Origin of the sequence: Streptomyces sp. NPDC056296 (assembly GCF_042268605.1) — a bacterium.
In the GTDB taxonomy this organism is placed as follows: domain Bacteria; phylum Actinomycetota; class Actinomycetes; order Streptomycetales; family Streptomycetaceae; genus Streptomyces.
Window position 1 is genome coordinate 155,405 of the sequence record NZ_JBHJRX010000004.1, and the last position, 26,528, is coordinate 181,932.

The 26,528-nt window shown below is 70.7% G+C and carries 17 protein-coding genes; 7 read left to right on the plus strand and 10 right to left on the minus strand.

Annotation, left to right across the window (positions count from 1 at the left end):
• The first annotated feature begins 315 nt into the window (after nucleotides 1–315).
• Nucleotides 316–2,391: an elongation factor G gene (gene fusA, locus ACFCZF_RS04800; protein WP_376670415.1), complete on the plus strand. Its 2,076-nt coding sequence runs from the start codon at nucleotides 316–318 to the stop codon at nucleotides 2,389–2,391.
• A 197-nt stretch (nucleotides 2,392–2,588) separates the two neighbouring features.
• Here fusA and ACFCZF_RS04805 read toward each other — a convergent pair whose 3' ends face one another.
• The 5 genes from ACFCZF_RS04805 to ACFCZF_RS04825 form a co-directional block, all read right to left on the minus strand.
• Nucleotides 2,589–5,633, minus strand: a complete 3,045-nt coding sequence (locus tag ACFCZF_RS04805; RefSeq protein ID WP_376670416.1) for a hypothetical protein — start codon at nucleotides 5,631–5,633, stop codon at nucleotides 2,589–2,591.
• Nucleotides 5,582–6,706: an AAA family ATPase gene (locus tag ACFCZF_RS04810; protein WP_376670417.1), complete on the minus strand. Its 1,125-nt coding sequence runs from the start codon at nucleotides 6,704–6,706 to the stop codon at nucleotides 5,582–5,584. Before ACFCZF_RS04810 ends, ACFCZF_RS04805 begins: the two co-directional genes overlap by 52 nt.
• A 111-nt stretch (nucleotides 6,707–6,817) precedes the next feature.
• On the minus strand, nucleotides 6,818–8,254 hold the full coding sequence (locus ACFCZF_RS04815; protein ID WP_376670418.1) for a VWA domain-containing protein: 1,437 nt from the start codon (nucleotides 8,252–8,254) through the stop codon (nucleotides 6,818–6,820).
• Nucleotides 8,251–9,681 carry a hypothetical protein gene (locus tag ACFCZF_RS04820; RefSeq protein ID WP_376670419.1) on the minus strand — a complete coding sequence of 477 codons (1,431 nt, stop codon included), beginning with the start codon at nucleotides 9,679–9,681 and terminating at the stop codon, nucleotides 8,251–8,253. The genes ACFCZF_RS04815 and ACFCZF_RS04820 overlap by 4 nt, the downstream gene beginning before the upstream one ends.
• Nucleotides 9,681–10,187, minus strand: a complete 507-nt coding sequence (locus tag ACFCZF_RS04825) for a hypothetical protein (protein ID WP_376670420.1) — start codon at nucleotides 10,185–10,187, stop codon at nucleotides 9,681–9,683. The genes ACFCZF_RS04820 and ACFCZF_RS04825 overlap by 1 nt, the downstream gene beginning before the upstream one ends.
• Nucleotides 10,188–10,419: 232 nt before the next feature.
• Here ACFCZF_RS04825 and ACFCZF_RS04830 point away from each other — a divergent pair, with 232 nt between their 5' ends.
• Together ACFCZF_RS04830 and ACFCZF_RS04835 are read left to right on the plus strand one after the other, a co-directional pair.
• Nucleotides 10,420–12,045 carry a phosphodiester glycosidase family protein gene (locus ACFCZF_RS04830; RefSeq protein ID WP_376670421.1) on the plus strand — a complete coding sequence of 542 codons (1,626 nt, stop codon included), beginning with the start codon at nucleotides 10,420–10,422 and terminating at the stop codon, nucleotides 12,043–12,045.
• A gap of 67 nt (nucleotides 12,046–12,112) precedes the next feature.
• Nucleotides 12,113–13,150 carry an alpha/beta hydrolase gene (locus tag ACFCZF_RS04835; protein ID WP_376670422.1) on the plus strand — a complete coding sequence of 346 codons (1,038 nt, stop codon included), beginning with the start codon at nucleotides 12,113–12,115 and terminating at the stop codon, nucleotides 13,148–13,150.
• Nucleotides 13,151–13,507: 357 nt separating this feature from the next.
• Here ACFCZF_RS04835 and ACFCZF_RS04840 read toward each other — a convergent pair whose 3' ends face one another.
• From ACFCZF_RS04840 to ACFCZF_RS04860, 5 genes are all read right to left on the minus strand, one after another.
• The gene (locus tag ACFCZF_RS04840; RefSeq protein ID WP_376670423.1) at nucleotides 13,508–14,821 is read right to left on the minus strand and encodes a hypothetical protein; all 1,314 of its coding nucleotides are present in this window, start codon (nucleotides 14,819–14,821) and stop codon (nucleotides 13,508–13,510) included.
• A 121-nt stretch (nucleotides 14,822–14,942) separates the two neighbouring features.
• Nucleotides 14,943–16,790, minus strand: coding sequence for an ATP-dependent endonuclease (locus ACFCZF_RS04845; RefSeq protein WP_376670424.1), 1,848 nt, complete (start codon nucleotides 16,788–16,790; stop codon nucleotides 14,943–14,945).
• A gap of 205 nt (nucleotides 16,791–16,995) precedes the next feature.
• Nucleotides 16,996–19,161, minus strand: coding sequence for a UvrD-helicase domain-containing protein (locus ACFCZF_RS04850; RefSeq protein WP_376670425.1), 2,166 nt, complete (start codon nucleotides 19,159–19,161; stop codon nucleotides 16,996–16,998).
• Nucleotides 19,162–19,209: 48 nt separating this feature from the next.
• The gene (locus tag ACFCZF_RS04855; protein WP_376670426.1) at nucleotides 19,210–20,823 is read right to left on the minus strand and encodes a protein kinase; all 1,614 of its coding nucleotides are present in this window, start codon (nucleotides 20,821–20,823) and stop codon (nucleotides 19,210–19,212) included.
• Nucleotides 20,824–20,917: 94 nt separating this feature from the next.
• Nucleotides 20,918–21,364 carry an ATP-binding protein gene (locus ACFCZF_RS04860; RefSeq protein WP_376670427.1) on the minus strand — a complete coding sequence of 149 codons (447 nt, stop codon included), beginning with the start codon at nucleotides 21,362–21,364 and terminating at the stop codon, nucleotides 20,918–20,920.
• A gap of 234 nt (nucleotides 21,365–21,598) precedes the next feature.
• Between ACFCZF_RS04860 and ACFCZF_RS04865 the strand changes: the two genes are divergently transcribed.
• The 4 genes from ACFCZF_RS04865 to ACFCZF_RS04880 all read left to right on the plus strand — a co-directional run bounded on the left by ACFCZF_RS04865 (nucleotide 21,599) and on the right by ACFCZF_RS04880 (nucleotide 26,356).
• Complete coding sequence (locus tag ACFCZF_RS04865) at nucleotides 21,599–24,250, plus strand: ATP/GTP-binding protein (protein ID WP_376670428.1); 2,652 nt, start codon at nucleotides 21,599–21,601, stop codon at nucleotides 24,248–24,250.
• A gap of 5 nt (nucleotides 24,251–24,255) precedes the next feature.
• Complete coding sequence (locus tag ACFCZF_RS04870) at nucleotides 24,256–25,182, plus strand: phosphotransferase (RefSeq protein WP_376670429.1); 927 nt, start codon at nucleotides 24,256–24,258, stop codon at nucleotides 25,180–25,182.
• Between the two features lie 116 nt (nucleotides 25,183–25,298).
• Nucleotides 25,299–26,153 carry a helix-turn-helix domain-containing protein gene (locus tag ACFCZF_RS04875; RefSeq protein ID WP_376670430.1) on the plus strand — a complete coding sequence of 285 codons (855 nt, stop codon included), beginning with the start codon at nucleotides 25,299–25,301 and terminating at the stop codon, nucleotides 26,151–26,153.
• Complete coding sequence (locus ACFCZF_RS04880) at nucleotides 26,150–26,356, plus strand: DUF397 domain-containing protein (RefSeq protein WP_376670431.1); 207 nt, start codon at nucleotides 26,150–26,152, stop codon at nucleotides 26,354–26,356. Before ACFCZF_RS04875 ends, ACFCZF_RS04880 begins: the two co-directional genes overlap by 4 nt.
• Nucleotides 26,357–26,528: the final 172 nt, after the last annotated feature.

A 26,528-nucleotide genomic window follows, 5' to 3' on the forward strand; every position in this document is an offset into this window, starting at 1 on the left:
CTCACATCGACATCAACATCGACGTCAAGATCGACGTCAACACCGAGTGAGGGGAGCCGGGCCGTGCGTATCCGCACTGCTGCCGTCGTTCCCCCGTCCCGGTACGAGGTGATCCTGGTGTCTTCGGCCGTCCGGTGTCCGCTGCGCGGCCGGCACCGGAAGTCCGCGACGAGCACCTGACGAGGCATCAGTCCTCACGCCCGCCGTGCCACGGCGGGCCCTCGCCCCGTTCAGCCCCTCCTCCCGGTAATCGCGCCGCCCTGTTCACAGATCGGTTTCACCGATCTCCCACAGATCAGCGAAAGGCCACGGGCCGTGCGCAACAACACCAACCCCCTCACCACCGTCCGCAACCTGGGCATCCTCGCCCATGTCGACGCCGGCAAGACCACCGTCACCGAGCGGATCCTCTACACCACCGGCACCACCTACAAGCGCGGCGAGGTCCACGACGGCACGACCGTCACCGACTTCGATCCGCAGGAGCGCGATCGCGGCATCACCATCTTCGCCGCGGCCGTCAGCTGTTCCTGGGGCGGTCACCGGATCAACCTGATCGACACCCCGGGACACGTCGACTTCGCCGACGAGGTCGAGCGCTCCCTGCGGGTACTGGACGGCGCGGTCGCCGTCTTCGACGCGGTCGCCGGTGTGGAGCCGCAGAGCGAGTCGGTGTGGCGGCAGGCCGACCGGCACGGTGTGCCGAGGATCGCGTTCGTCAACAAGATGGACCGGGCGGGCGCCGACCTCGACACGGCCGTCGCCTCGATCCGCGAGCGGCTGCACCCGGCACCCCTGGTCGTGCAACTGCCCATCGGAGCGGAGGACGGCTTCACCGGCGTCGTCGACCTGGTCCGCATGCGCGCCCTGGAGTGGGCCGACGGCGCTGAGGCGGCCGAGGAGGGGCCGGTGCCCGACGCCCTGCGCGAGGAGGCGGCACACAGGCGGCGACTGCTGGAGGAGGCGGTGGCGGAACGGCACCCGGTCGCGCTGGAGGAGTTCTGCGACCGGGAGACGCTCACCGCGGCCACCCTCGCCGACGCGCTGCGCGACCTGACCCGCGGCGGCGACGGCGTGGTGGTGCTGTGCGGCTCGGCCTACCGCAACCGCGGCGTCGAACCGCTGCTGGACGCCGTCGTCGCCTACCTGCCGTCCCCGCTGGACGTACCCCCGGTACGCGGCACCCACGACGGCACGGAGCGGGAACGGCCCGCCGACCCGGCGGCGCCGATGGTGGCACTGGCGTTCAAGGTGAACGCCACTCCGACGGGACGGCTCACGTACCTGCGGGTGTACTCGGGCACGATCGAGAAGGGAGACACCGTGTGGGACGGGAGCACGCGCCGCACCGAGCGGATCGGCCGCATCCTTCGGGTACGGGCCGACCGCCACGACCCGCTGGAGCGGGCGGTCGTCGGGGACATCGTCGCCGTGGTCGGGCTGAAGTCCGCCCGGGCCGGCTCGACCCTGTGCGCGCCGGGCGCCCCGCTCGTCCTGGAGCCGCCGGGCGTGGCCGAACCGGTCGTGCACGTGTCGGTGGAGGCCCGGCGCTCCACCGACACCGACCGGCTGGCCTCGGCGCTGGCCCGGCTGACCGAGGAGGACCCCTCGCTGGCCGTGCGGACCGACCCGGAGACCGGTCAGACCGTCCTGTCGGGTATGGGGGAACTGCATCTCGAGGTCGCGATGGAGCGCATCCGGCGCGAGCACGGCCTGGATGTCGCCGTGGGCCGCCCGGGCGTGGCGTACCGCGAGACGGTCGGTGAAGGTGTGACCGGCTTTGTCCACCGGCACGTCAAACAGGACGGCGGGGCGGGGCAGTTCGCGCATGTCGTGCTCGACGTGGAGCCGTGGGGAGAGGACGCGGAGGTGGGCTCGAAGGAGGGCGGTTTCGTGTTCCGCTCGACGGTCGTCGGCGGGCGCGTCCCGCAGGAGTTCGTGCGGGCCGTCGAGGCCGGCTGCCGCGACGCCCTGGCCGAGGGCCCGCTGGGCGGTCACCCGGTGACCGGCCTGAGGGTCACGCTCACCGACGGCCAGACCCATGTGAAGGACTCCTCGGACACGGCCTTCCGCACCGCAGGCCGGTTCGGTCTCCGCGACGCCCTGCGCGCCTCGGAGATGGGCCTGCTGGAACCGGTCGTGGAGGTGACGGTCACCGTCCCCGAGGACGCTGTCGGCGGCGTGCTCGGCGACCTCGCCGCGCGGCGTGGCCGGGTCACCGGCTCCGACACGCGGGCCGGTGCCGCGGTCGTCTCGGCCACCGTGCCGCTGGCCGAGCTGTTCGGCTACGCGACGCGGCTGCGCAGCCGCACCCAGGGCCGAGGGACCTTCACCGCCCGGCCCACCGGCTACGCACCGGCACCCGCCGGCGTGGCGACACCGGCGCGGTAGCGTGCCGGGCCGCCCCTCCCGCGGGGCTGCCCCTCCCGCGGGGCTGCCCCTCGCGCCGGGCTGCCCCCTCCCGACCGTGGGGGGGGGCAGCCCCGTACTGGCGCCGGGTCACGGACCCTGGGTTGGGGCAGGGACCCAGGGCTGCGGCAGGCACCCAGGGCTGGGGCTGGGACAGGGGTGCGACGTCGCCTCCGCCGTCAGGCTCTCGCGAGCAGCGACTCCCAGGCGGCCGCCGCGTCCGGATGACGAGCCGTCAGCACCGCGCCGACGCCGCTGGAAGTGGCCTCCGTGACCCACTCCCCGTCGCAGCCGATCAGGTCGGCCACCGCGTCGCAGGTCGCCGGATGGGCGACCACCCGCCCGGCGCCCGACGGCCCGGCCGGGGCTCCGGGGCGTGCCCACTCCCCGGAACAGCCCAGCAGCTCCGCCACCGCGTCGCAGGTCGCCGGATGTGCCGGCAGCAGCGCGGCACCCCGGCGGCCGGGCTCCTCGGCCGCCGCCCGGCGGGCCACGGCCGGGACCGGCGGCGTCCGCCACGGGGGCACCCACGCGTCCAGGGCCGCCAGCCGGCCCGGGAAGATCCGCCCCGCCTCGCGGATCAGCAGCGGGGCGAGCTCCCCGGCACCGGATCGCAAGGTCGTGATCAGCAGCGGCAGCCACGGCAGCAGTACCGCGTCCGGCAACCGCCCGAACGCGTTCGACACCGCCTCCACGACCACGTCCGCCAGCCCCGGCACGGGCTCCAGCGCGTGCACGAAACCGCTGAGGTAGCGCGGATAGGCGGGCACCACCAGCGGGTTGTCCAGCAGCGCGTCGCACCGGGCCCGCAGCTCGGCCCGCGACAGGGTGCCGAGCTGCACCCGTGCCGCCCACAGCAGGGCCGTCTTCGACGGGTCGTCGGGGTGCGACTGGGCGACCGCCAGCTCCAGCTGCGCGCGATCGCAGCCCAGCGACAGCGCGAGGCTCTCCATGCTGAACAGGAAGCCGAGCATCGCCGCGACCTGCCCGACCGTCGCGTCCTCGTCCCGGAACGCCGTCGGGAGCAGCGTGCAGTAGTGCGCGTAGCCGGTCTTGACGAACGACTCGATCCACGCCGGCAGCACCGGCTCGCTGGTCCGGTAGTACGCCAGCAGCGCCCGCACCCGGCGCAGTACCTCCGGCGCGCCGTCGACGCTGCGTTCGGTGGCGAGCACCTTCAGCGCGTGGGTGCCGAGTTCGTCGGCGAGGCGACGGCTGCGCAGATACAACGTCGCGTCCTCGACGGTGGCCAGCACGGTCGCCGTCGTAGCCTGAGGCCCGTACGCGTCGCGCCGCAACCGCTGCTCCAGGACCTGCTCGATACTGACGCCCTCGTAGCCGAGCTCGATCAGGGCCCGCTGGTGGGTGCCGATCGCCAGGTCCCACGACTCCTGGATCGAACGCTCACCGAGCCGCCGCTCACCCATGATCGGCCGTGCCGCCCCGTGCGGCAGCAGCCGTCGCAGCATCCACAGCACGTCGGAACACGCCTGGAGTTCCGGCCGGGAGACCACGTCCAGCAGCGCCCGCTGCACGCCGCGCTGCTGGAGCTTCAGCCCGAGCGGTTCCAGCCGGTCGTGCACGTCACGGGCGAGCGGCGGCAGCGCCTCGTAGCCGACCTGGCCGATCCGGTCGCCGCCCATCATGATCTCGACGAGGCGCCGCACGTCCCGCCGTCCGGGCACGGTGTCCTTCTCGATGCAGGTTACCGCCGCGTCCTGGAAGTCGTACGGCGTCGGCTTGGCCCGGTCCCGCATGCCGGCGAGCAGGATCGACGTCTCGAAGACCGCGATGGCGTCGGCGGTGGAGGCGAGGTAGCCGCTTCGCCGGGCCGCGCGGACGATGTCCACGGACCAGCCGAGCAGTTCGGCCTCGTCCAGCCCGTCGAGTACGGGCGGCCTGCGCAGGAAGCCGGACAGCCGGTCCGCGGCGTCGGGCTCCGGCGGCGGGGCGGCGGTTCCCTTCCCGGGGAGCTGCTTCGCCGAGGCCTTCTTCCCGGAGGCACTCTTCGCCGAAACCTTCTTGGCCGAGGACTTCCCGCCGGCCTGACCCGCCAGCCGGTAAGGCCGCACACGGGTGCGCTTGAGGCTCTTGGCCCACTCCGTCGAGGCGATCGACACGGACCCCGCGGCGAGACCGAACTGCGCCTCGATGGCCGCGTGGCTGGAGGGAATCAGTCCGTACTGCCAGGTGGTGCCGGTACGCGGGGAGATCGTGAACGTGTCGGTGCCGTGCACCCCGAACTCCGCCACGCGGCTGGCCGCGTGGAAGGCCCCGCAGACGTACAGGCAGTCGTCGGGATCGGTCCCCGTGGCCGCCAGGTGTTCGCGCATCCGGGTCCACATGTACCGCTCGCGGTCCTCGTCCATGCGGACCCGGGCGCCGTCCCCGGGTGCCAGCCGTCGGAAGAGGCTGCCGATGAGGAACATGACCTGGCGGTAGGTGTCGTGGTCGGCGGTGCTTTCGCCGGCGCTGTCGCCGAGCGGTACCTCGACGTACTGGTGCCACCACTCCGACCAGTGCCGCACCTTGCCGTGCCGCAGCAGGTGCTCCTCCAACTCGGCGAAGCGCGGCCGCAGGTCCCCGATCTCGACCCCGACGGCCTCACCGTGCAGCCCGGCCTCGGGCTCGGTCCCGGCGTCGGCCGCGGGGTCGGCGCCCTCCGTCGCGGCCTCCCGGGCCTGCTCGCCCCTGCTGTCCCACTGGAAGACGTGGTCCGAGGAGCGGTCGACCAGGACCAGCTCCACACCCGGCGTGTCCAGCGCGTAGGCGATGGCCTGGTACTCGGCGGACGCCTCGGTGATCGGCGCGACGACCGACAACGGTGCCCAGTCGACGGGAAAACCGTCGACGTCACCGGCGAAGGCCTGCACCGCCACCGGCAGCCGGCAGTTGCGCAGCTCGGTCAGGAGCGGCGCCATGTCCTCGCACAGCTCCAGGTATACGACCTTGGGCTGCTTCTCGCGCAGCCGCCGGGCCATGGCGGTCGCCGAGGCGGGGGAGTGGTGGCAGACGGGGAAGATCTCCAGCGGCTCGCGCGCCGCCCGGTCGACGTCGTCCACCAGGCCGAGGAGGATGCCCTCCAGGGCGTCGGGCCCACCCGCGAACGCCGCGGCGGCTTCCTGGAGCTGCCCGCGGAGGGCGGCGAACGAGGTGCTCTCCCGAGGCGTACTCACGACAGCGTGGCGATCGCGTCGCGGCCGCCCTCCAGAAACTCCGGCCATGAGCCGCCCTCCTCCTTGCTGCGCGGCTCGACGACGCCGTGCAGATACTTGTTGAGGATGGCCAGGTCCTCGGGCTCGCGGCGGGTGAGCGAACCGACGAGCGAGGAGGCGAGGGTGCGGGCGGTCAGGGCGCGCTCGCCGAAGAAGTTGCTGTGCAGGACGGCGTCCTCCAGCACACCGATCTGCTCGGCCGTCGACAGGGCGGACTCCAGCTTCTCGTCGTCGCTGCCGGCCGCGGCGGCGGAGGCGCGCAGGTCGGCGAAGCTCCGCAGGAGCACGTCGAGCAGGGTCGGCGGCACGTCGACGTCGATCGAGTGCCGGCGCAGCAGCTCCTCGGTACGGAAGCGGACGATCTCCGTCTCGCTCTTCTTGTTGGTCACGACCGGGATGCGGACGAAGTTGAAACGGCGCTTGAGCGCGGAGGACAGGTCGTTGACGCCCCGGTCGCGGCTGTTGGCCGTGGCGATGATCGAGAAGCCGGGCTTGGCGAAGACGATGTTGTCGTCCCCGCCACCGCTCTCCAGCTCGGGAACGGAGATGTACTTCTCGGAGAGGATCGAGATCAGCGCGTCCTGCACATCACTCGTGGACCGGGTCAGCTCCTCGAAGCGGCCGATCGAGCCGGCCTCCATCGCGGTCATGATCGGCGAGGGAATCATCGACTCCCGTGACTGCCCCTTGGCGATGACCATGGAGACGTTCCACGAGTACTTGATATGGTCCTCGGTGGTGCCGGCCGTGCCCTGCACGACCAGCGTGGAGTTGCGGCTGATCGCGGCGGACAACAGCTCGGCCAGCCAGCTCTTGCCGGTGCCCGGGTCGCCGATGAGCAGCAGGCCGCGGTCAGAGGCCAGCGTGACGATGGACCGCTCGACGAAACTGCGGTCGCCGAACCACTTCTGCGAGACCTCGCGGTCCAGGCCGTCGGAGCGCTCGGAGCCGAGGACGAACAGGCGGACCATCTTCGGCGACAGGCGCCATGAGAACGGCTTGGGGCCGTCGTCGATCGACTCCAGCCAGTCGAGCTCCTCGGCATACTTGATCTCGGCGGGCGCGCGCAGCAGGTCGGACATGAGGGAAGGGCCTTTCCGTACGGTGATCAGGACGACATCGACGCCATGGACGCCATGGACGCCGTGGACGCCGTGGACGCCAGGGACGACATGAAGGGGCGTGTCCGGTGATCAGGTGAGAAACGTCTTGAGTTCGTGCACGAGCTTCTTGATGTGACCGGAGATGACCGGAGTGCCGAGATCCTTGAACCGCTCCCGGAACCACGGGTTGACGCTGCCGCGCCCGGAGCTGGTCACCGAGCCCACCGGGATGAACTTCGCCCCCGAACGGTGAATGGCGGCCATGCTGTCGAACAGCTCCTGATGACGCCACTCGTAGAAGTCGGAGATCCACACCACGACGGTGTTGCGCGGCTCGGAGATCTTCGGCTGGGCCAGTGCCATGGCGACCGTGCCGTCGGTGCCGCCACCGAGCTTGGTGCGCAGCAGCGTCTCGAACGGGTCGTGCGCCCAGGGGGTGAGGTCCAACGCTTGCGTGTCGTACGCGATCAGGTGGACGTCCACCTTCGGCAGCCCGGCGAATATGGAGGCCAGGATGGTGCAGTTGACCATCGAGTCGACCATGGAACCCGACTGGTCCACGACGACGACGAGCCGCTGTGGCGTCGTCTTGCGGCTGGTGTGCCGGTAGTAGAGCCGGTCGACGTAGAGCCGCTCCTCCTCCGGACTCCAGTTGGTGAGGTTCTTACAGATGGTGCGGTCGATGTCGAGGTTGCGGAAGACGCGCTTGGGCGGCACGGACCGGTCGAGGTCGCCGACCGTGGACTTCTCCACCTGGGTGCGCAGCACTTCGGTGACCTCGTCGACGTAACGGCGGATGAGTGCCTTGGCGTTGGCCAGCGCCACACCGGAGAGGTTGTTCTTGTCCCGCAGCAACTGCTCGATCAGGGACATGCTCGGCGTCAGCCGGGAGGCCAGCGCGGGGTCGGCCAGCACCTCGCGCAGGTGCATGCGCTTGACGAGACCGGCCTCGATGGAGCCCAGCTCCGGCCCGATCGCGGGGATGAGGCGGCTGAGGTCGGGCGTCTGCCCGCCGCCCCCGGTACCGGTCGGGCTGACACCGCCACCGGCACCCGCCAGGCGCGTGCCGCCCCCTTGCCCGCCCCGCCCGCCGCGCAGCTCGCCGGGCCGGCAGCCGAGGGCACGCTCGAACCACTCCGCGTCGGACTGCCAGCGCGCCAGTTGCTCGGCGGTGACGTTGCCGGGTCGGGAGGCGAAGACGTTCAGCAGCACCTTCGACGCGAGCGCCGCACGCCGCACCTCGGCGGCCCGGTCCCGTGCGCCGTCCTCCTCCGGCTCGGGGGTCATCAACCCGTCGAACTCGGCAGCCAGTTCCGGATGCCGTTGCACGACGGAGTCGACGGACGCGTCGGGGTCGAGGAGCGCGGGAGGCAGGCCGATGTCCTCGACCACGGCGAGGCTCGCCGACTCCAGGGCGGCCTGCTCCTCGGGGTCGAAGAGCCGGGCCAGCAGCCGCCAGTAGAGAACCTGCCGCCGGTTGTCGTGCGGGTCGGGAGCGGGGACGTCCCCGCTGGTGGGCCGGGTCATTTCCGCAGCAGCTTCCCGGCGCGCTCGCGCAGCACCGTGACGGCGTCGGTGGCGGCCTTCTCGGCCCGGACCCCGGCCTTGTCGGCCGTCCCCCCGGCCCAGGCCCCGGCATGCACGGCGACGGTCTTCTTCCGCACGGTCCGCTCGACGGCGAGCGGCTGGAGCAGGAACTCCCCGGCATCCCAGCGCAGCAGCCCGAGACAGGCGGACGACGAGGCGACGACCTCCGGGGTGAGCGGCCCGGCGGCCGGCACGCGCTCCGTGTCGACCTCCAGACGGCGCCCGGCGACCTGGAGAACGACCCCATCGGCCCCGCCTTGCCCTTCCACGCCGTGCCCCTCCGTGCCGTTCCCCTCCACGCCGTATCCCTCCACCAGGACGGGCACCGCGATCCGGGCCGGATGCCTGTCCAGCGGCGACACGTCGAACGGGGCGGCGGTGGGCAGGGCCACCCGGGCGGTGACGAAGGCATCGGCGGGCTCACCCGCACGAGCACACGCGTCGTCCCACACCAGATCACCCTCGGCGGTGACCGGCATCGCGTCGAGGTCCATGGAGCGCCCCTCGCTCACGGCGCCGAGCAGGGACATGTGCGGCCGCAGAAGCTGCCACAGACCGGCCCCGACGACCGTGTCGGGCTTCGGCGCGGACACCGAGGCCCGCACCAGCCGCGGCGTACCGCCGTCCGCGGGCTCGAACACCGCGTGCACCTGCGCCTGTACGGCGGTGGCGTGCTCCTGGACGTCGACACCGAGCGGCAGCAACCGCCCGGTCACCTCTCCCATGGCAGGCGCGGAGGCAGCCCCGGGCAACGTCAACAACAGGGCACGCGCCCACAGATCGGCCCAGCGCCGCACCGGAACCCGCTCCAGTGTCGTCCCGGGACAGCAGGCGGCAAGCTCGGCGGCGAACCCGTCGAGCAGCGTGGCGAGCCGGCGCAGCGCCGGGTCGGGCAGCATCGCGGAGACGACGGGCGCGGCCCCGCCCACGAGCTCGTGATCGATACCCTGCCACCCCGCCCGCGCCAGATCACACAACCAACTGCGAGCGGCGACGAGCAAGTTCACCGCGCACTCCTCTCCGGCCACCGAGCTCGCGGAGGCATCGACCACATCCGGCCGACCGACAGCCTCTGCCACCCTGACGACCAGCGCGTCGTGCACAGACCCGAGCAGAGCGGTACGGGCGGCGGCGAGCGCGACGAAGTGCCCCTCGTCACCGGCCCCGGCGGCCGTCTTGTCGGCGGCCTCGGCGACCCGCGAGGCCAGCGGCGTACCGGCGACGGCGTCGGCGATCCCGGCCAGCCCCCCGGCCTGCCCGGGCCGCGGACGGAGCAACCCGCCGACGAGAACCTCGTCGAACCCGTCCACGGCCGTGAGGGCTTCATCAAGCCCGTCGACGGCATCGAAAAGCAGATCGGCACGCATCAGGCAGCCACCGCCCTGGCGGTCGGGAACCACTGCATCTCGGGCAACGGCCCGGTCGTGGCCGCGAGTTCGAGATAGGCGAGATGCCGCAGGAACCGGCTGAACACCTGGGCCGCCGCGGAGGCGTCATCCGACCCGGGCCGAGTGGACGTCATGGCGAGGGTGAGCGACTGCGCATCAAGCTCCCCGTCGCTGACCTCGACCTTCAGACAGCGGCCCACGCGTTCGCCCCCGTACTGGAGCACGGCCTCGCCGACGAGCGCGCGTATGTGGTTGCAGAACGAGCCGCGCGCCCCGCCGCAGGGACGGTTGTTGTTGGTGCTGCACGAGTACGCGTAGGACCCCGCCGCGATCGAGGACACGTACACCCGCCCGATGTCCGACCCACTGGACACCACACCCTGCAACCGCCCGTCGGCCAGCTCCACGAACGGCACCTTGGAAAGCTTCCGCGGCCGCGCGGCCGGCACCACCCGCGCCGTGCTCGACTTCTCCCAGACGGACAACGCACCATCTCCCATGCATGCGAAAGGTGATGTTCACGCCACGTCGGCGGAACGAGATCGAATCTATCGGCGGCCACTGACAACGGCCCCGGATGCCGCCGCGACCTTGACGTTGCGCCGGAACCGGTCGCTACTTGTGCAGTGGACGTTGGGCGGCTGTCCATGTCTGTGTCAGCAGTGAGCGGAGAGGATGGCGCGTGTTCGTCCCCGGTCCCCGATCCAGGCGGTGCAGATGAAGAAGAGACTGTGCGGTGCGGCTGCCGTCCTCGGCGTCCTGGCCACGGTGGGCGCACTGCCGGCACAGGCATCGCCCCCGGCACCACAACCGAAACCGCACACCCTGCCCCTGGGCCCCTCGAACCTGCCCGAGACCCGAACCAGCACGACCCTCCAGCCGGGCGTCACCCTGACCCGCATCGTGCGCGGGAACGCGGCCGACCCGGCCCTCCACTGGACGGTCGAGGTCTCCATCCCCGGCGGCGACACCTCACCGGACCCCGACGCGCCGCCCACCACACTGAAGGACAGGGCGAGCGCCGACGAACTGGCCGCCGAGCTGAAACGGGACGGCTTCCAGGCCCGGGTGGAACAGGTGACGACGCCGAAGACGGCCGACTACGCGGGCGGCACCCTCGGCTGGCGGGTCCGCATCGGAACGTACGACTCACAGGCCGCCGCGACATCCGAACGCGCACGCCTGAGAGCCGCCGGTCACACCGGATCCGCCGTGTACACCGGCTGGGGCGGCGACGCCACGGACCGCGGCCCCTGGCACGTCGACGTGCTCACCATCGACCCGCGCAGATTCCGCGGCAGCCTCGACGCGTCGTACGGCCCGGACCTGGAGAACCGCGAGACGACCAGCGAACTGTCCACGACGGCGGGCGCAACAGCCGCGGTCAACGCCGGCTTCTTCGTCCTCGACCCCAAGGCGGGCGCACCGGGCGACCCGGCAGGCGTGGGCGTGTACGACGGCCGCCTGCTGAGCGAACCGGGGGCCGGACGCCCCGGCCTGGTGATCCACGACAACGGCCGGCGAACGCAGGTCACACGTCTCACCTGGCAGGGCGAGGTCACCGGCCGCGCGACCACCCTCCGCCTCAACGGCGTCAACCGCGTCCCGGGCCTGATCCGGAACTGCGGCGGCACCAAGGGCGACGCCCCCACCGCGCGGCCCCTGCACGACGTAACGTGCACTAACCCCGACGAACTGGTCACCTTCACACCGGACTACGGCCAGCACACGCCCCAGGGCGAAGGCGTGGAGGCCGTACTGGACGCTCACGACCGGGTCGTGGAGCTGCGCTCACCACGAGGCGGAACGCTCCCGCCGGGTGGAAGCTCCATCCAGGCGACCGGCGCCCGAGTCGCCGACCTGACCACCCTCGCACACGTCGGCCACCACCTCCGCGTCACCACCACCCTGCTCGACGAACGCGGCCACCGCGTCGCACCCTCCCCCCACACCGACATCCTCAACGCCGGCCCCGAACTAGTCCGCGACGGACGGCTCCACATCACCCCCGCCACCGACGGCATGGTGCACCCCGGCGACCCGAGCTGGTACTACGGCTGGGTCCACAAGCGCAACCCACGCACGCTGGCCGGAGTGGACGCCGACGGCCGCACCGTCCTCGTCACCGCCGACGGCCGCAGCACGAACTCCCTCGGGCTCAGCATCGGGGAGAGCGCCGAGGTCGCCAAGTCATTCGGCCTGCGCGACGCGGTCAACCTCGACGGCGGCGGCTCGACGACGATGGTGACCAACGGCGACGTGATCAACGCCCCTTCCGACGCCACCGGCGAACGCCCCGTCGGCGACGCCTTGCTGATCACGCCCCGCAGACACGCAAACTGACCCGCAGATTACGCACGAAGCCCCGCACCACAGCGCGACGACCAGCAACCCACCCCAGGGAGCCGCCGTGTCCGCGAACGTGCCAGCCATCTTGATCTCCCTCAGGACCAGGACCCTCCTGGTCCTGTCCGTACTCCTGCCCGTACTCCTGGCCACCGTCACACCGACCGCCCCGGCGCTGGCCGCGGGGGAGACGAGCACCCCCGGCGCCGAAGTCGTCGCCGTGACCCAGGTCGCCGAGCGGCAGGTCGACCTGACGGTACGCTCACCCGCCCTGGGTGGCCGCACGGTGAACGTCCGCCTCCTCACCCCGGACGGCTGGAACCCGCACGACCGACGCCATCGACAGCACTGGCCGACCCTGTGGCTGCTGCACGGCTGCTGCGGCGACTACACGTCCTGGACGAGCAGGACGGATGTGGCGGAGATCGACAGCCTGCGCGACGTCCTGGTCGTCATGCCGGAGGCCGGCTGGAACGGCTGGTACAGCGACTGGTGGAACCACGGCGAGGGCGGCGACCCCGCGTGGGAGACCTTCCACACCGTCGAGCTGCGCCGCCTCCTGGAACGCGACTGGGGCGCCGGCGACAACCGCGTCGTCGCCGGCCTCTCGATGGGTGGCCAGGGCGCCCTCCTGTACGCCGCCCGCCACCCCGGCATGTTCAAGGCGACAGCGGCCTACTCGGGCTCCGCCCACCCCCTCCTGAACGACGAGTCGGTCAGCCGCATCATGGGCTTCTTCGCCGGTCAGAACAACGACCCGCTCCGCGTCTGGGGCGACCCGGTCGCCCAACGCCGGATCTGGGAGGCCCACGACCCCTTCCACCTCGCCAAACGGCTCAGGTCGATCCCGGTCTACCTGTCCTGCGGCGACGGCACCACCGGCCCGCTGGACCCGCCCGGCAGCACCAGCGCCCTGGAGGCCGACTTCAACCGGCAGAACCATGCGCTGGCGGCGGAGCTGAAGAGGGTGGGGGCGAGACACGTGACCACCCACTTCTACGGCCCCGGCACCCACGCCTGGCCGTACTGGGAGCGCGAGCTGCACGCTTCACTCCCCATGCTGCTCAACGCCCTCGGGGTGGAGGGTGACCGCGGCAGGTAGCCGTCGGGCGGGCTTCCTCAGGTTGCGGCCGTCGGCTTTCGACGGCTCAGCTGTAAGGGATCACCAGCAGGGACTTGTCCGTGCCCGTCTGGAGCTTGGAGGCGCCGTTGCCGATGGCGCTCCACACCTCGAGAGGTACCTCTGATGGCAACCGACGGCGAACGCGTCTTCGCCCTGCACGGCCGCAACCTGCACGCGCTGCCCGCGTGACGCAGGCACACGCCGGACGGCCCGCAGGTGGTCGGCGACATGTGATCCGACCACCTGCCACGAACTACCCCGGCGGCGCGCTCAGAGTGGACTCGCACTGCCCGGGATGTTGCCCGGTGGTTTTCGGACCAGTGAGCGCGAGCGCGTCTACGCCGACGCGGGCAGCGCCGGGAACACGACCACCGAGCCGTCCTCGTCGCGGGCGATCTCGACCGCCACGTCTGTCGGGCGGCTGTCGACCACGGGGCCGTCGCTCAACTGGTGGATCCGGTGTGCCGCGCGCATCAGCCGATCGACTTCCGCGTTCGTGAAAACGGGCCGCAGTCCCTGCGGGCGTGCCAGTTCCAGCGTCGACAGGCGGACCAGTACACCGGCGATGCCGGACTCCAATTCGTCGAGGCGCTGCTGGTCGCGCTTGAGGGCGCGGGCGAAGGTCTCGAACAGGTTGCCGGGGTCGGCCTGGGCGTGCTCGACGGCCTGCAGGACGACGACCCGACGCTTCAACGCGATGGCGAGGGTGGCAAGTTCCAGGTGAGCGCGGAAGATGCCGCCGTGATCGTCGATGCCGGGAAACGACTTGGTCAGCGTGCCGAGATCGACGGCCTGGCGCTCGGACAGCTTGTCGAGTGCGGTCTGCCACTTGGCCAGGCGGCGATCGACTGCGCCCAGCGCCGAGTTGATGGCATGCACTGCCGAGTCCAGACCCAGCGAGACTCCGGGCCTGCCCTGGTCGAGCAGGACGGCGGTGGCCTTGTCGATGGCGTCCCGGCAGCCGTCGAGTGTGCTGTGCTCTTGTTCGAGCTCCTGTTCCTGTAGTTGCTCCAGCATTTCCGTGATGTGCTCGATGGCCTGCTGGCGCTTGCCGTCGGCATGTGCGCTCACCCCCACCGCCACGGCCATGAGGACGAGCGGCGCGGCCACGGTGAGCATCGCACTGCCGCCGACCGCCACGCCGGCTGTCGCACCGGCTCCGCCGACCGCGCCCGCCGTTGCCGCTTGACCGACCGGCACGAACGTCGCGGCGCCGGCGATTTTTCCCGAAGAGTCCACGAGCGCGCCACGGATGGCACCGGACGTTCCCTTCGCCGCCATCGAGCGAATACAGCCCTGACCGTACTGGGCGGCGACCTTCGCCGGAATCACCATGCGGTACAGGCCTTCGCCGGCAGTTGTCGCCGTAGCCGACGAGGAACTCCGCGCTGATTGCGTGATGAGCTGGGACAGGTGCTGCGCCAAGGGGCTCGCGGCATCGAGCGGGATGCCTCGGCCGCGGTCGAGCTTGTCGGGCAGCGGATGTACCTCAAGCGTGGCGATCGGCTCGTCGGCCAGGGCAGCCAGTACCCCGCGCAGTTCAGCCAGGCGCTCAGCCGTCATAGGCCCGTCCCCGGTCAATGCGGGCACCCGGACCTCACCGGTCGCCAGCGTCCACACCGGAACGGTTCCCTTGCGGTCGTCAGTCATCGTCTCCCCTTTTTCTCGAGCGACAGCCTACGGTCGGGGTCCGACCGGAAGGGCAGGAACCTCGTGTACACCGGCTAGGTACGAGGCGTCGGCCGCCCTGCCACGGCCCTCACGTTTTCCATCAGCGCGTGCAGCAGCTTCGGTTCACCACCGGCGGTGCGTGCGGCCTCCGCGTACGTCGGCCCGTGCTTGCCGTCCACGTAGCCCTCGCCCCGCGCGACCAGTTCAAGGCGGCGGGCGTTCCAAGCGGGCCAGTCGTCATTGAGGTAGGTGTCGAGGTCGTCCTCGAAGACGGTGTGAGTCGCCTCGCTCGCGGTCGCGGGGCTGGCTTCGGCGGTGGCCCCAGATAACCAAGGATCTTCGTGTTCTTCGCGATGCTGCCCCGAAGGCTCGCCGCCTTCTTCTCGGTGTCCGCGTCGGCTACCTTCCTCGGCCCGGTGTCCGCGTCGAAGACGAGGTGGCAGCGTACGCCGAACCCGGTGAGGATGGCGTGACAGAGGACCAGGTTGTCCTTGCCCTCGGCGTTCACCACGCAGATGCCTTCGGCGCCGAGGCTGAGGCCCCGGCGCTCGGCGAAGGCCAGGAGGAAGCTCTCGTCCGTGGCGCCCTCGACCAGGACGGCGGCGTCGGCGAACAGCGCCTCGGCAAGCTCCTTGACGTACCGCGTTGCCCCTCGCCGTGCGATGGACTTCTCCGGTACGTGGCCGTCGAGGGACTGCCGAAGTTCCGTTTCGGTGAGGGCGCGCAGGCTCACCTCCGGATGCTCGCCGCGGCTGACCCGGTACAGCCTGCGGACCTGCTGGTGGTCGCTCGGGTCGATGAACACCGGGCTGTGCGTCGCGTACATCACCTGTGTCTGGTCCTCGGAGGACGCGACCAGGCTGCGCAGGACCTGTGCGAAGACCCTGGTCTGAGCCGGGTGCTGGAACAGTTCGGGTTCCTCGATCGCAAGGCACAGGGAGCGCGTGCCGTTCTCGGGACGACGGCACTCCGAGAGGTACCTGAGCGCCGCGATGATCAGCGCACGCTGGAATCCGTGCCCCTGGCGACGGACCGGTGTCAGAGCCGCCCCGTCACGGATGCTGACCGCGAAGGCGGTCTTGGCGCGCTTGGGCACCTGGGCCGTCGGGGTGACGACGACGTCCCGACCGGTGGTGAACCGGCCGACTTCCGTGGACAGGGCACCGGACAGCCTTGCGAGCACCGGCTCGTAGATCTCCCTGTGCACCTTCTCGCGGGCCGCCTGAGCGCCCTCGTCGATGGTCGTGAACTGAGCCTCCGCCTCCGAGCGGTCGACCGCGTGCTCGAGGATCCGCCCGACCACGGACGTCTTGTTGTCGTCGGTCTCCTCGTAGGCCCGCAGATCGGCCGAGATGAAGACGAAGTCGATCAGCTTGCCGAGCAGCCCCTGACCGGCGAAGCCGAAGAACTGCGTGCTCTCCACCTCGGCCTCGGCGAGCTGGTCCCGGTTCCTCGCCTCCCAGGACAGCATCTCCGCTTCGGCGGCGTCCCAGCCACGGACGGCGGGCAGGCCGAGTGCCGGGTCCTGGTCGCGCAACGCCTTGTAGGCGGCCGTCTTCTCCCGGCTGCCCGCGCCCTTCCGGATCCGCTCGAAGGGCGGATGGGCCAGGGCCTTGCCCGTGATCCGGTCCTCTCCGTTCTCCCAGGTGCGCCAGATACTCAGGGTTTCCAGACCGTCGGGTGCGTAGTGGCCGAGCGCGTTCCGGTCGGAAGCGGTGAGGCCGTCGAACTCGACCTCCACGCGAATCCGCTTCGTGTCCGCCGCGGAGTGCACGTCCTCCTCGCTGAGGATGCCGCCCTTCTCACCGTTGAAGAACCAGTCCAGCGCACGCAGCACGGTGGACTTGCCGACACCCGTCGGTCCGATGAGTGAGGTGATGGAGTCGAAGGAGACGTCGAGGCTGCGCAGGCAGCAGAAGTTCTCGATGCGAACGCGCTTGATCTTCATGGTCTTCCTGAGGTGTGACGGTGCGGAACATCCGGGGGCGGCGAGGCGCCGACCGACCTCCGGGCATGCAGGTCAGGTACTTCCAACGATGTCCCCTCAGGCACCATCGGAAGCATGAACACTGAACCATGTTGATGAAAGCGGTGTCAATCAAGACATCGCGACCGTGCGGCGATTCCAGGTAACTGCTCGGAGATCGAGTGGGTTAAACGGTGGTGACGCCGGCCTCGGCCAGGAAGGGGCTCGGCACACCTGACCAGGACACGGAGAGGCTGTCCCGCGCGCGCGTGCAGGCCACGAACAGCAGGCAACGCTCGGACATCATGTCCGTCTCGTGCTGCTTGGGGTCCACGTCAGGCGGCGTGAGCGCCTTCGCGAACGGCAGCGCCTCGTCATTGACACCGACGACCGCGACGCAGCGGAACTCCAGCCCCTTGAACGAGTGCATGGTCCCGACCCGTACAGCGCCCCCCTCGCCTGTCGCGGAGTCGCCGGAGGCGTAGCGCAGGGTCACCGCGGGGATGCCCGCGTCCTTCAGGTGCGCCACGGCCTTCGAGCACGTCTTGTTGAACCGGGCGCTCACCCCGATCTCGCCGACATCCACACCCGCGTCCACCCACGCCCGCACCTGGTCGACCAGCGCGTCCAGTTCGGCCTCTTCGCTCACCGCGCCCCGTACGGCGGGTCCGTCGCCGTGGAGGGCGGAACGGTAGCCGAGCAGGGTTTCGTTACGGCCGTCGTCCTCGAGCTGGGCGATCGGTCGGCCGATCAGCAGGGCCGTGGACCAGCGCAGGATTTCCTGCGTACTGCGGTAGTTCTTCCGCAGCTTCACCGACCGCCCCGTCACCCTGATGCCGAGCGACTTGAGTGACACCTTCGAGTCGTAGATGCGCTGATGCGGGTCGCCCGCGATGAACAGGTCGTCCGGGCGGGCCGGAACGGCCGCGCGCAGCAGCCGCCACTGCGCCGGATGCAGGTCCTGCGCCTCGTCCACCACCACGTGCCGGTACGGCGGCCCTTTTACCTCCAGCAGCCGTGCCGCCTCCACGCACGTCTGCAGCCAGGTCCGGCACCCGTCCGCCGCGAGACCGGCCGTGAAACGCTCCACCGTCTCCCAAACCACCGGCCGTTCGGCCGCCGTCAGCCTGCTGCCCCGGCCCCGCCGGTCCGCCGCCTGGTACTCGGCCTGGCTGCCGATGCCTTGCGCCAGGACGACATGCCGGTACTCCTGCGCGAGGAACTGCGCGCTGCCCGTGAAGCCTGTCGTCTTGGCGGCCTTCCCCCAGCGGCTGACCTCCTCGTTGTTCATCAGCGGCCGCAGCGCCACCGCGCCCGGAGCCTCCGCGACGACCCGGCCGGCGAAGCCGTCCACAGTTGAGATGTCGACACGCTCGCGCAGCGCCGGATCGTCCACCAGGGACTCCAGACCCGAACGGAGGGCGTTGACGAGCGCGTTGGTGTACGTCGTCAGCAGGATGCGGTCGCCGTCCCGCAGGTACCTAAGCAGGTGCTTGACCCGATGCAGAGCGACCACGGTCTTGCCGGTGCCCGGCCCGCCCGTGACCTGCGCAGGGCCGGAGTACGACGCCCGGTAGGCCACCTTCCGCTGCGAAGGGTGCAAGAAGACCCGCCAAGCGGCGAAGGGCTTCTCCAGGATGTCCCGCAGCTCCTCGGGAGCCGTCACCAGCGCGATACGTGCCCGAGTGTGCTGGATCGCGGTCTCGTAGTCCCGCGTGTCCACCGGCTGCGTGGACGCATGGAGAGCCGGCGCAACGATGTCCTGCCAGACCTCCTCCACCGTGCAGCCCGAGGCGAGGTACTGCAGCACCTCCCGCTGGTCCTGCGGCAGCAGCGGCGCGAAGACGTCCAACTGCTCTTGGTCGACAAGCGAACGCGCCTGCCGGAGCGTCTCGTCGTCGATGCCGAGCGCCTTCAGATCCCCGTCGGAGAACTTCGCGAACAGCCGTTCCTTCGACGAGCCGTCCGCGACCCGTTCGTAGGCCGGTGTGATCTCGTCCAGGGTCGCCGCGTCCCGGATCTCGACGGCCCGCGTCACCTCGTTGATGCTGGACTTCTGCTTCATCGCCCAGGAGATGGCCTTGTCGTGCTGCATGACCCGCAGCAGGACGAAGGTGTCCCCGGTGGGCGGCGCGAGCACCACACCACGCCAGAATTGGTCGATGCGGATCGTCCGGATCTGCTTGTCCTTCGCCGTCACAAGGCTTTCCAGCTTCAGACCCTGATCCTTGAAGAGCTGGTCGAGAGTGAGCTGGTTGAACTTCTCCCAGGCGTCGAGGACACCCTTCCTGACCGGGGGCTGGAGCTTGGGAAGCTCGGCGAAGAAACCGATGTCGAAGGCGAGCTGCGGCATGCGGAGATCCTAGTGCCCCGGCCGCCCGGGGTGCGGGCAAAGGCCAGGTCAGGCCGACGGACCGGTGCTGTCGCCACCGTCGAGATCCAGACGGATCACCGCCAGGGTCTCGGCCACCTCGGCGGTCATTTCGTCGTTGGGGCCGAACACCACGCACAGGTCCTCGTGCAGCGGCTCCAGGACGTCGAAGGCCTCGGCCGCCCGCTGCTGCGCGAGGAGCAGCATGCCGATGTCACGGCGCAGCTCCACCGCGTTCTCGCTGACGTCCCCGTCGATGGCGCGGACCGTCTCGAGCACGCCGTTCAGCCCGGCCAGCGCCTCGGTCACCCGGCCGAGTTCGCCGCGGCAACGTGCCGCCTGCGCCCGGCATTCCAACGCCTCTTCGCTGTTCGGGCCGCTCACCCGCCCGTAGGCGTCGGCCAGCGCCTCGAACTCCGGCAGCGCGGCCCGGTGGTCACCGGCCAGCTGCCGACTGACCGCCCGCCATGAACGCAACCTCAGCACCGCCTTGCCCTCCGACCCGAGGGACCGTGCGGCCGGCTCGATGAGCTCACCCACCACGTCGGCGGCCTGCGCGTACCGTTCCTCCTCCATCAGGGCCAGATAGTGGGCGTGGACCTCACGGATCTGCTCCCGCAACGCCTCCCGCTCGGCCGCGGGCACGACGGGCGGCGCGTCCGGGTCGACGACAGGGGCGGCGGCCTGCGCCCCGCCCGCGGCACCGGCGCGCGAGCGGGGCGCGTAGGGCCGACGGAAGATCCCCGTCGGGTCGGGCGTCCCGGTGGGGCCTGTCTCCTCCGGCGCGGACTCCTCGCCGGGCCCTGGCAGGAACGGCCGCAGCCGCTCGTACACCTCCTGCACGTCCGCAGGGCGCGCCTCGGGTGCCTTGAGAAGCAGGTGCAGGACGAGCTCCTCCAGGGCCGTCGGTACGTCGCCGCGCAACTGCCGCAGGGGGGTCGGGGCCGCGGTGACATGCTGCGTCATCAGCTGCCACTCGCTGTCCCCGGCGAACAGCGTCTGCCCGCAGAGCAGTTCGTGCAGCACGCAGCCCAGCGCGTACAGGTCGGTGCGCGGCGTGACCCGCGCTCCGCGCACCTGCTCCGGTGCCATGTACTGGTGCGTTCCGATCGGACTGCCCGTCGCGGTCAGCTTGGTGACGTCCGTCTGAAGGATCGCCGCGATGCCGAAGTCCAGCACCTTCACCGTGCCGTCCCGGGCGACGAGGATGTTGCTCGGCTTCAGGTCGCGGTGGACGACGGGCACGTCGTGCGCGTACGAGAGTACGGTCGCCACCTGTGCCGCTACGGCCACCGCCCAGCTGACGGGGAGCGGGTGCTCCGGGTGCGCGTAAGCGGTCAGCGGTACGCCGTCGACCAACTCCATCACCAGGAACAGCTGCTCGTACGACTCATCCAGCACCGCGTCGTACACCTGCGGTACGCCCGGGTGCTGGATCCGGGCGGTGACCCTTGCCTCGCGCCGGAACCGCTTCTCGAACTCCTCCGCCAGGTGCGGTGACGTCACGGCCTGCGGGCGGATCAGCTTCACGGCGACCGGCCGGTCCAGTACGGCGTCGTAACCGCGCCAGACGTCCCCCATACCGCCGTTGTTGAACTGCTCCAGCAGCTCGTAACGCCCCGCGACCCGTCGTACGTCCGGCACCTGGTCCCCGCTCCCGCCCCGTCGAGTGTCCGAAGAGATCAGTCTCGCGGGCGTGCCTGCGTGCGTCCAGCCAGGTCGCCGGGGAGCTACGCGATCAGGTCAGGCCCGGAGCGGCGCACTCCGCCCACACAGTCTTGCCGGGGCCGCCCTCGGCACGGGGCGAGCATCCCCAGCGGTCGGCCAGCGCCTCGACGAGAAGCAGTCCCCGCCCGCCGTCGTCGTCCTCGGGTACGGCGGTGGGGAGGCGCGGTAGGCGCTCGCCCCGCGTGTCGGTGACCTCGATGCGTACCGTGCCGGTGGCCGGGTCGGTGGTGAGCAGGACGTGGAAGTCTCGGCCGGCGACGTGCCCGTGCCGTACGGCGTTCGCGCACAGCTCCGACGCGATGAGCGTGACGACGTCGTGCACGTCGGTGCCGTACGGGATCCCCCAGGCGTCCAGACGATGCGCGCACAGGCGCCGGGCAAGGCGGGCGCCTCGCGGGGTGGAGCTGAAGCACATCGCGAACCTGTACACCGTCAGGGGTGGTTGTGTTGCGGTCATGCACTCACGGTGGTGTTCCGGGGCCTAGCGTGACCAGTGGTGACGCGCTGACGTCGCTTCTTCGTACGCGGTGGCTACGGACGCTGTACGGGGCGGTACTCGACGGCGCTTCTGGGTACGTTCTGTATTCCGCCTTGACACCGGTCTGGAAGTACATGCCTGCTCACAGGGGAACTTGACGCCTGTTCAGGTCGGCTGCTCTTCTGTCACCGTTGTCGGACATGGGGGGCGCTGGTGAGCCAGTCGGATCTGAGGGCGCTGTTCCGCTCGAACGACCGCGAAGTCAAGGCGGTCGACTACTTCGCGGACAGGCGCGACGAGTGGGACTCGGTGGCGCAGAGTCTTGCCCATCTCGTTCGCGAGGTCCGAGCCGACGGCTTCGACGTGCAGGACCTCGAGTCTCCCCGCCGCAACGTACTCACCTTCTACGGCGTCGGTGGCATCGGCAAATCGACCTTGTCCCGGTGCGTGGCGCAGCATTTCACCGGCGAGCTCCCGGTCCAGGGACACTGGCCACCACTGGACGGGGGATTTGGCCCTGTCGTACCGGTGCGCGTGGACCTGTCGCGTGATTCCGGAGTCGATTTCGAGTCACTGGTCTTGGCCGTTCGGCTGGCGGCGGCGGAGATCGGGCAGCCGATGCCGACGTTCGATCTGGCCCTGCAGCGGTACTGGGACCACAATCACCCCGGTGAACCGCTCGAAGAGTACGTCCGCCGCCGAACCCGACTGAGCTCCCTTCCCGGCGCGCGGAACCTGTCGGGCCAGATGCAGTCGGCGTTAGCGGACGTCGCCCAGGCAGTGGCTCTTCCGGGCACGATGGGGCAGGTGGTCGGCCAGGGACTGAGGACAGTCGTCCGGGCGTTGAGGGAACGGCACCACAGGATGAGGGCCCTTGCGGAGTGCAGTCGCTTCGCCGACCTCCTGGAGACCACTCCCGATCAGGACGCGCTCAGCTACTACCCGCATCTTCTCGCGTGGGACCTGGCGTGCCTTCCCGCCAAGCACCGGGCAACCCTGGTCGTGCTGCTCGACACGTTCGAAGACGTGGGGGACCGGGTGCACCGCGACCTGGAACGCCTCGTCCAGCGGATGGTGTGGCTGATGCCGAACGTCCTGTTCATCGTCACGGGCCGCAATCGTCTCCAATGGGACGATCCGCAACTGGAGGGCCAACTCGACTGGGCAGGCCCGGAGTGCTGGCCCCAGCTCGCCGGAGGCGCGACACGCGACCCCCGACAGCACACCGTCGGATATCTGTCCGCCGGAGACTGCGAAACCTACCTGTCCCAACGCCTGACACGCGACGGCCGGCCGATGATGGACGACGCGACACGCCGTCTGATCACGGCGAACTCACACGGACTGCCGCTCTACCTCGACCTGGCGGCGATGCGCTTCCTTGATCTGTACCGCCGCTCGGGCAACGCTCCCTCCGTGCACGACTTCAACCTCGACTTCCCCGCCCTGGTCGCCCGGACCTTCCGCGACCTGCCTCCGGACGTCCGGCGCGTCGTGCGGTCCGTCAGCCTCCTGGACACCTTCTCCGTACCGCTCGCCTCGGCGACCGCCGGTTTCGACCACGATGCTCCGGCCCAGAACCTGGTGGACAGGCCGTTCGTCGACCATGATCCCGGCGCGCCCTGGCCCTATCGCCTGCACGCCTTGGTCCGGGACGCGGTGCGGGAGGCGGACTCGACCAGCGACGACCGGTGGACGAGTGCCGACTGGCAGCGTGCCGCGCAACGCGCCTTCGACGCCCTCGGTCAAGAGGACAAGTCCCACCGCGCACGCCTGGTCTCGGCGCTCCGCCAAGGCCTCGCCCTGTCCCACCAGTTCGACCTGCCGCTCGGCTGGCTGGAGGACGCCGCGTTCCAGTACGTCGACGACTTCGTCTGGGAACCCATCGAGCCGCCCGCGGCCCTCCTGGACGGCGCCTCTCCCACTCGGGCCCAAGCACTCGCCACGACTCTCTCCGCCATCGCCCAGCGCCAGCGCCGGCACCGCGGCATCACCGCGCGGCAACTCCAAGACGTCCTGCGGGCCGGTGTCCTGCCACTGAGTCTGGAAGAGCTGCCGCGCTACTTCCTGGCCGAGTGCGACCGCGACCTCGGTAACTTCCAGGAATCCCTCAACGGCATGCAGCGCGTCGCCGACCTGGGAGGCCGCCTCGCTGCGACCGCCCGCCGCGGGCTGATCCACCTGGCCCGCCGAATCGGTGACTTCCCGCAGGCCAAGGAGGCGGCACTTCACCTGGGAACAGAGGGCCGACAGGACCGCGTCCTCGGCGACCTGTGGTGGCCGCAGGGATCCATCGCCTTGGCATGCTCCGCATACGCGGCCGGCCGCGACCAGGCACTGGCCACTGGGCAAGTCGGCGAAGCCGCCCTGTCACAGGCCTGCCTGGCCTTCGCCGCGGCGTTCCAGGACCGTCCGCGAGCAGCCGAGCAGATCGCCCGGGCCGAGGAACTCCTCGCGGGCGTGTCGATCCGGTGGGCCGATACCCAGACCCGCATCGCCGCACTGGTGAGGGACGCGGGCATCGTGCCCGACCTGCCGGCGCGCGCCGAGGCTGTGGCGGCGGAGGCCGTGGAGGCGGGGCTGACGTCGTCCGTCGCCTACATCCGTTTCGCGGAATGCCTGCACGCCCTGGTGGCCGGCTCCCCGGAGGCGCTCGCCCAGGCCCGTGAGCGCCTGATGGAGGACTGCGTCAACGGCGTCGAGTTCGCGTACCTCGCCGAGCTGACCTATCTGATGGCGGACGAGGAACCGCCCGTCGGCCTTCCCCGCGCCGAGTGGCTGGACACCGCTGCTCAGGTCCGGGCACGCTGGGTCGGCCTCGTCGAGGACCGCCGACAGGAGTCGGCAGCACAGCAAGGAGCCTGAACCAGGTGGCGCACTACACCACAGCCGACCAGATCGCCCTCGCCGCCGTTGCCGACAGGTACGGACTGACGGGCCCGTCCCTCACCCCGCTCTCCGGCGGCGCCGCGAACTCCAGCTTCCGGCTCGCCTGCGGCGAGGGCGAGTACGTACTGACCTCCCTCGACAACCACGACGAGGTCACCGCGACCACGCTCGCCCGACATACCCGAGCCCTCCACCGGCTCGGCCTGCCGACCAGCGAGGTCGTCCCCGCCACGGACGGCTCACTCGTCGTCCCGCTCTGCGACCGCCTCCTCGTCCTGAAGAAGTGGATCGCCGGAGCCGTCGAGCAGCCCCTGCCCCTCGCTCTCCTCCCAGAGGCCGGCAGCCTCCTCGCCCGCCTCCATGCCCTCGCCCCCGACGCCGAGGACTTGGACGACGTCCCGGTCGCCGCCCGCCGCCTGCCCCCGGAGCACCTCGCCGCGATCTCCGGATTCGCGGACCAGAAATTCGCCCAGTGGCTGACGTCCCGGCTCGACCGCGTCCGCAGCGCCGAGGCCGACAGCCACCGCGTGCCCTGCCTGATCCACGGAGACCTCTTCGACGACAACGTCATCGTCCGCGAGGACGGCGGCCTGTCCGTCCTGGACTGGGAGACGATCTCTCTGGACGACCCCCTGCTCGACCTCGGCATGGCAGCCGTCGGCCTCGCCCAGGACGAAGCCGGCCTCCTCGAAACCGAGCGCCTCCACGCCCTCCTCGACGGCTACGAGAAGACACGCCCCCTCACGACAGTGGACCGGGCGATCCTCCCTCTGGAGATCGAGCACGCGGCGCTGATCATCGCCTTCCACCGCTACTACCGCCACAACGTCCGGTTCCCGAACCCGGAGAGGGCGACGTATCACCGGGCGATGGTGCGGTTCACGGAGTCGATCAGGGTTCGCGTGTGAGGCTCTTGCCCGCGCCTCCCACCGGAGGGTGATCGGGTCACGAGTGCCACTCACGGTGGTGAGTTTGTGGCCTAGCGTGACCGGGGCGAGGTACGCAGGTGAGGGACGGCAGGGCGGTGACCGTGGTGAGCGACGAGGAAGCGGCGCAGCGGCAGCAGCGGCCGGAGGACGAGCCGGGGACGGGCGTGGTGACCGCGTTCGGGCGGCAGCTGAAGCTGCTGCGGGTGCGGGCGGGACTGGAGCGGGCCGAGTTCGGGAAGCGGCTGGGGTACTCGGCGGACACAGTGGCGTCCATCGAGCAGGGGAGGCGGATTCCGCAGGCCCGGTTCATCGAGAAGGCGGATGAGGTGCTGGGGGCGGGTGGCGTTCTCACGGCGCTGAAGGAGGAGGTGGGGCGGGCTCAGTATCCGGCGTTCTTCCGGGACATGGCTCGACTGGAGGCCCGGGCCACAGCCCTGAATGTGTACGCGGTGTATGCCGTACCGGGTCTGCTGCAGACGGCGGACTACGCACGTGCCGTCTTCCATATGCAGCGACCGTTGCTGGAGGACGACGTGATCGAGCAGCGGCTCGAGGCACGCATGGTGCGCCAGGAGATCTTCTGCCGACGCCCTGCGCCCCTGTTGAGCTTCGTGATCGAGGAGGCAGTGTTGCGCCGGCCGATTGGTGGCCCAAGAGTCATGCGGGAGACTTTGGAGCAGATCCTCGTCACCGGCCAGTCCAGGAACGTGGAGGTGCAGGTCATGCCGATCGCACGAGAGGACAACGCCGCGTTGAGCGGCCCCTTCTCGTTGATCGACGTCGACAAGGGACAGCGCCTTGCGTACGCGGAAGTACAGGATCACAGTCGTCTCTACACCGATGCCGCGTACGTGCGCACGCTTGAAGCGCGCTATGGCATCCTCCGATCACAGGCGCTGACACCAAGCGAGTCAGTGGCGTTCATCGAGCAACTGATGGGAGACACATGAGCGTGCAGCACAGCAAGGCGGCTGTGCCCGAGGCCGCTTGGATCAAGAGCAGCTACAGCACAGGCAACGGTGGTGAGTGCGTCGAGGCCGCCGCAGTTTCCGGGGCCGTCCTCGTCAGAGACTCGAAGCAGCCCGCAGTGGCCCAGCTCGCGTTCGGCCCGGAGGCCTGGAGCGGCTTCGTGCGCATGGCCGCCGAGCGCTGAACCGGCGCGTACGACGGAGCGGGGGGGGGGGGGGGGGGGGCGCCCCCCCCCCCCCCCCCCCCCCCCCCCCCCCTCCCTCCCCCCCCCCCCCCCCCCCCCCCCCCCCCCCCCCCCCAACCCCCCCCCCCCCCCCCCCCCCCCCCCCCCCCCCCCCCCCCCCCCCCCCCCCCCT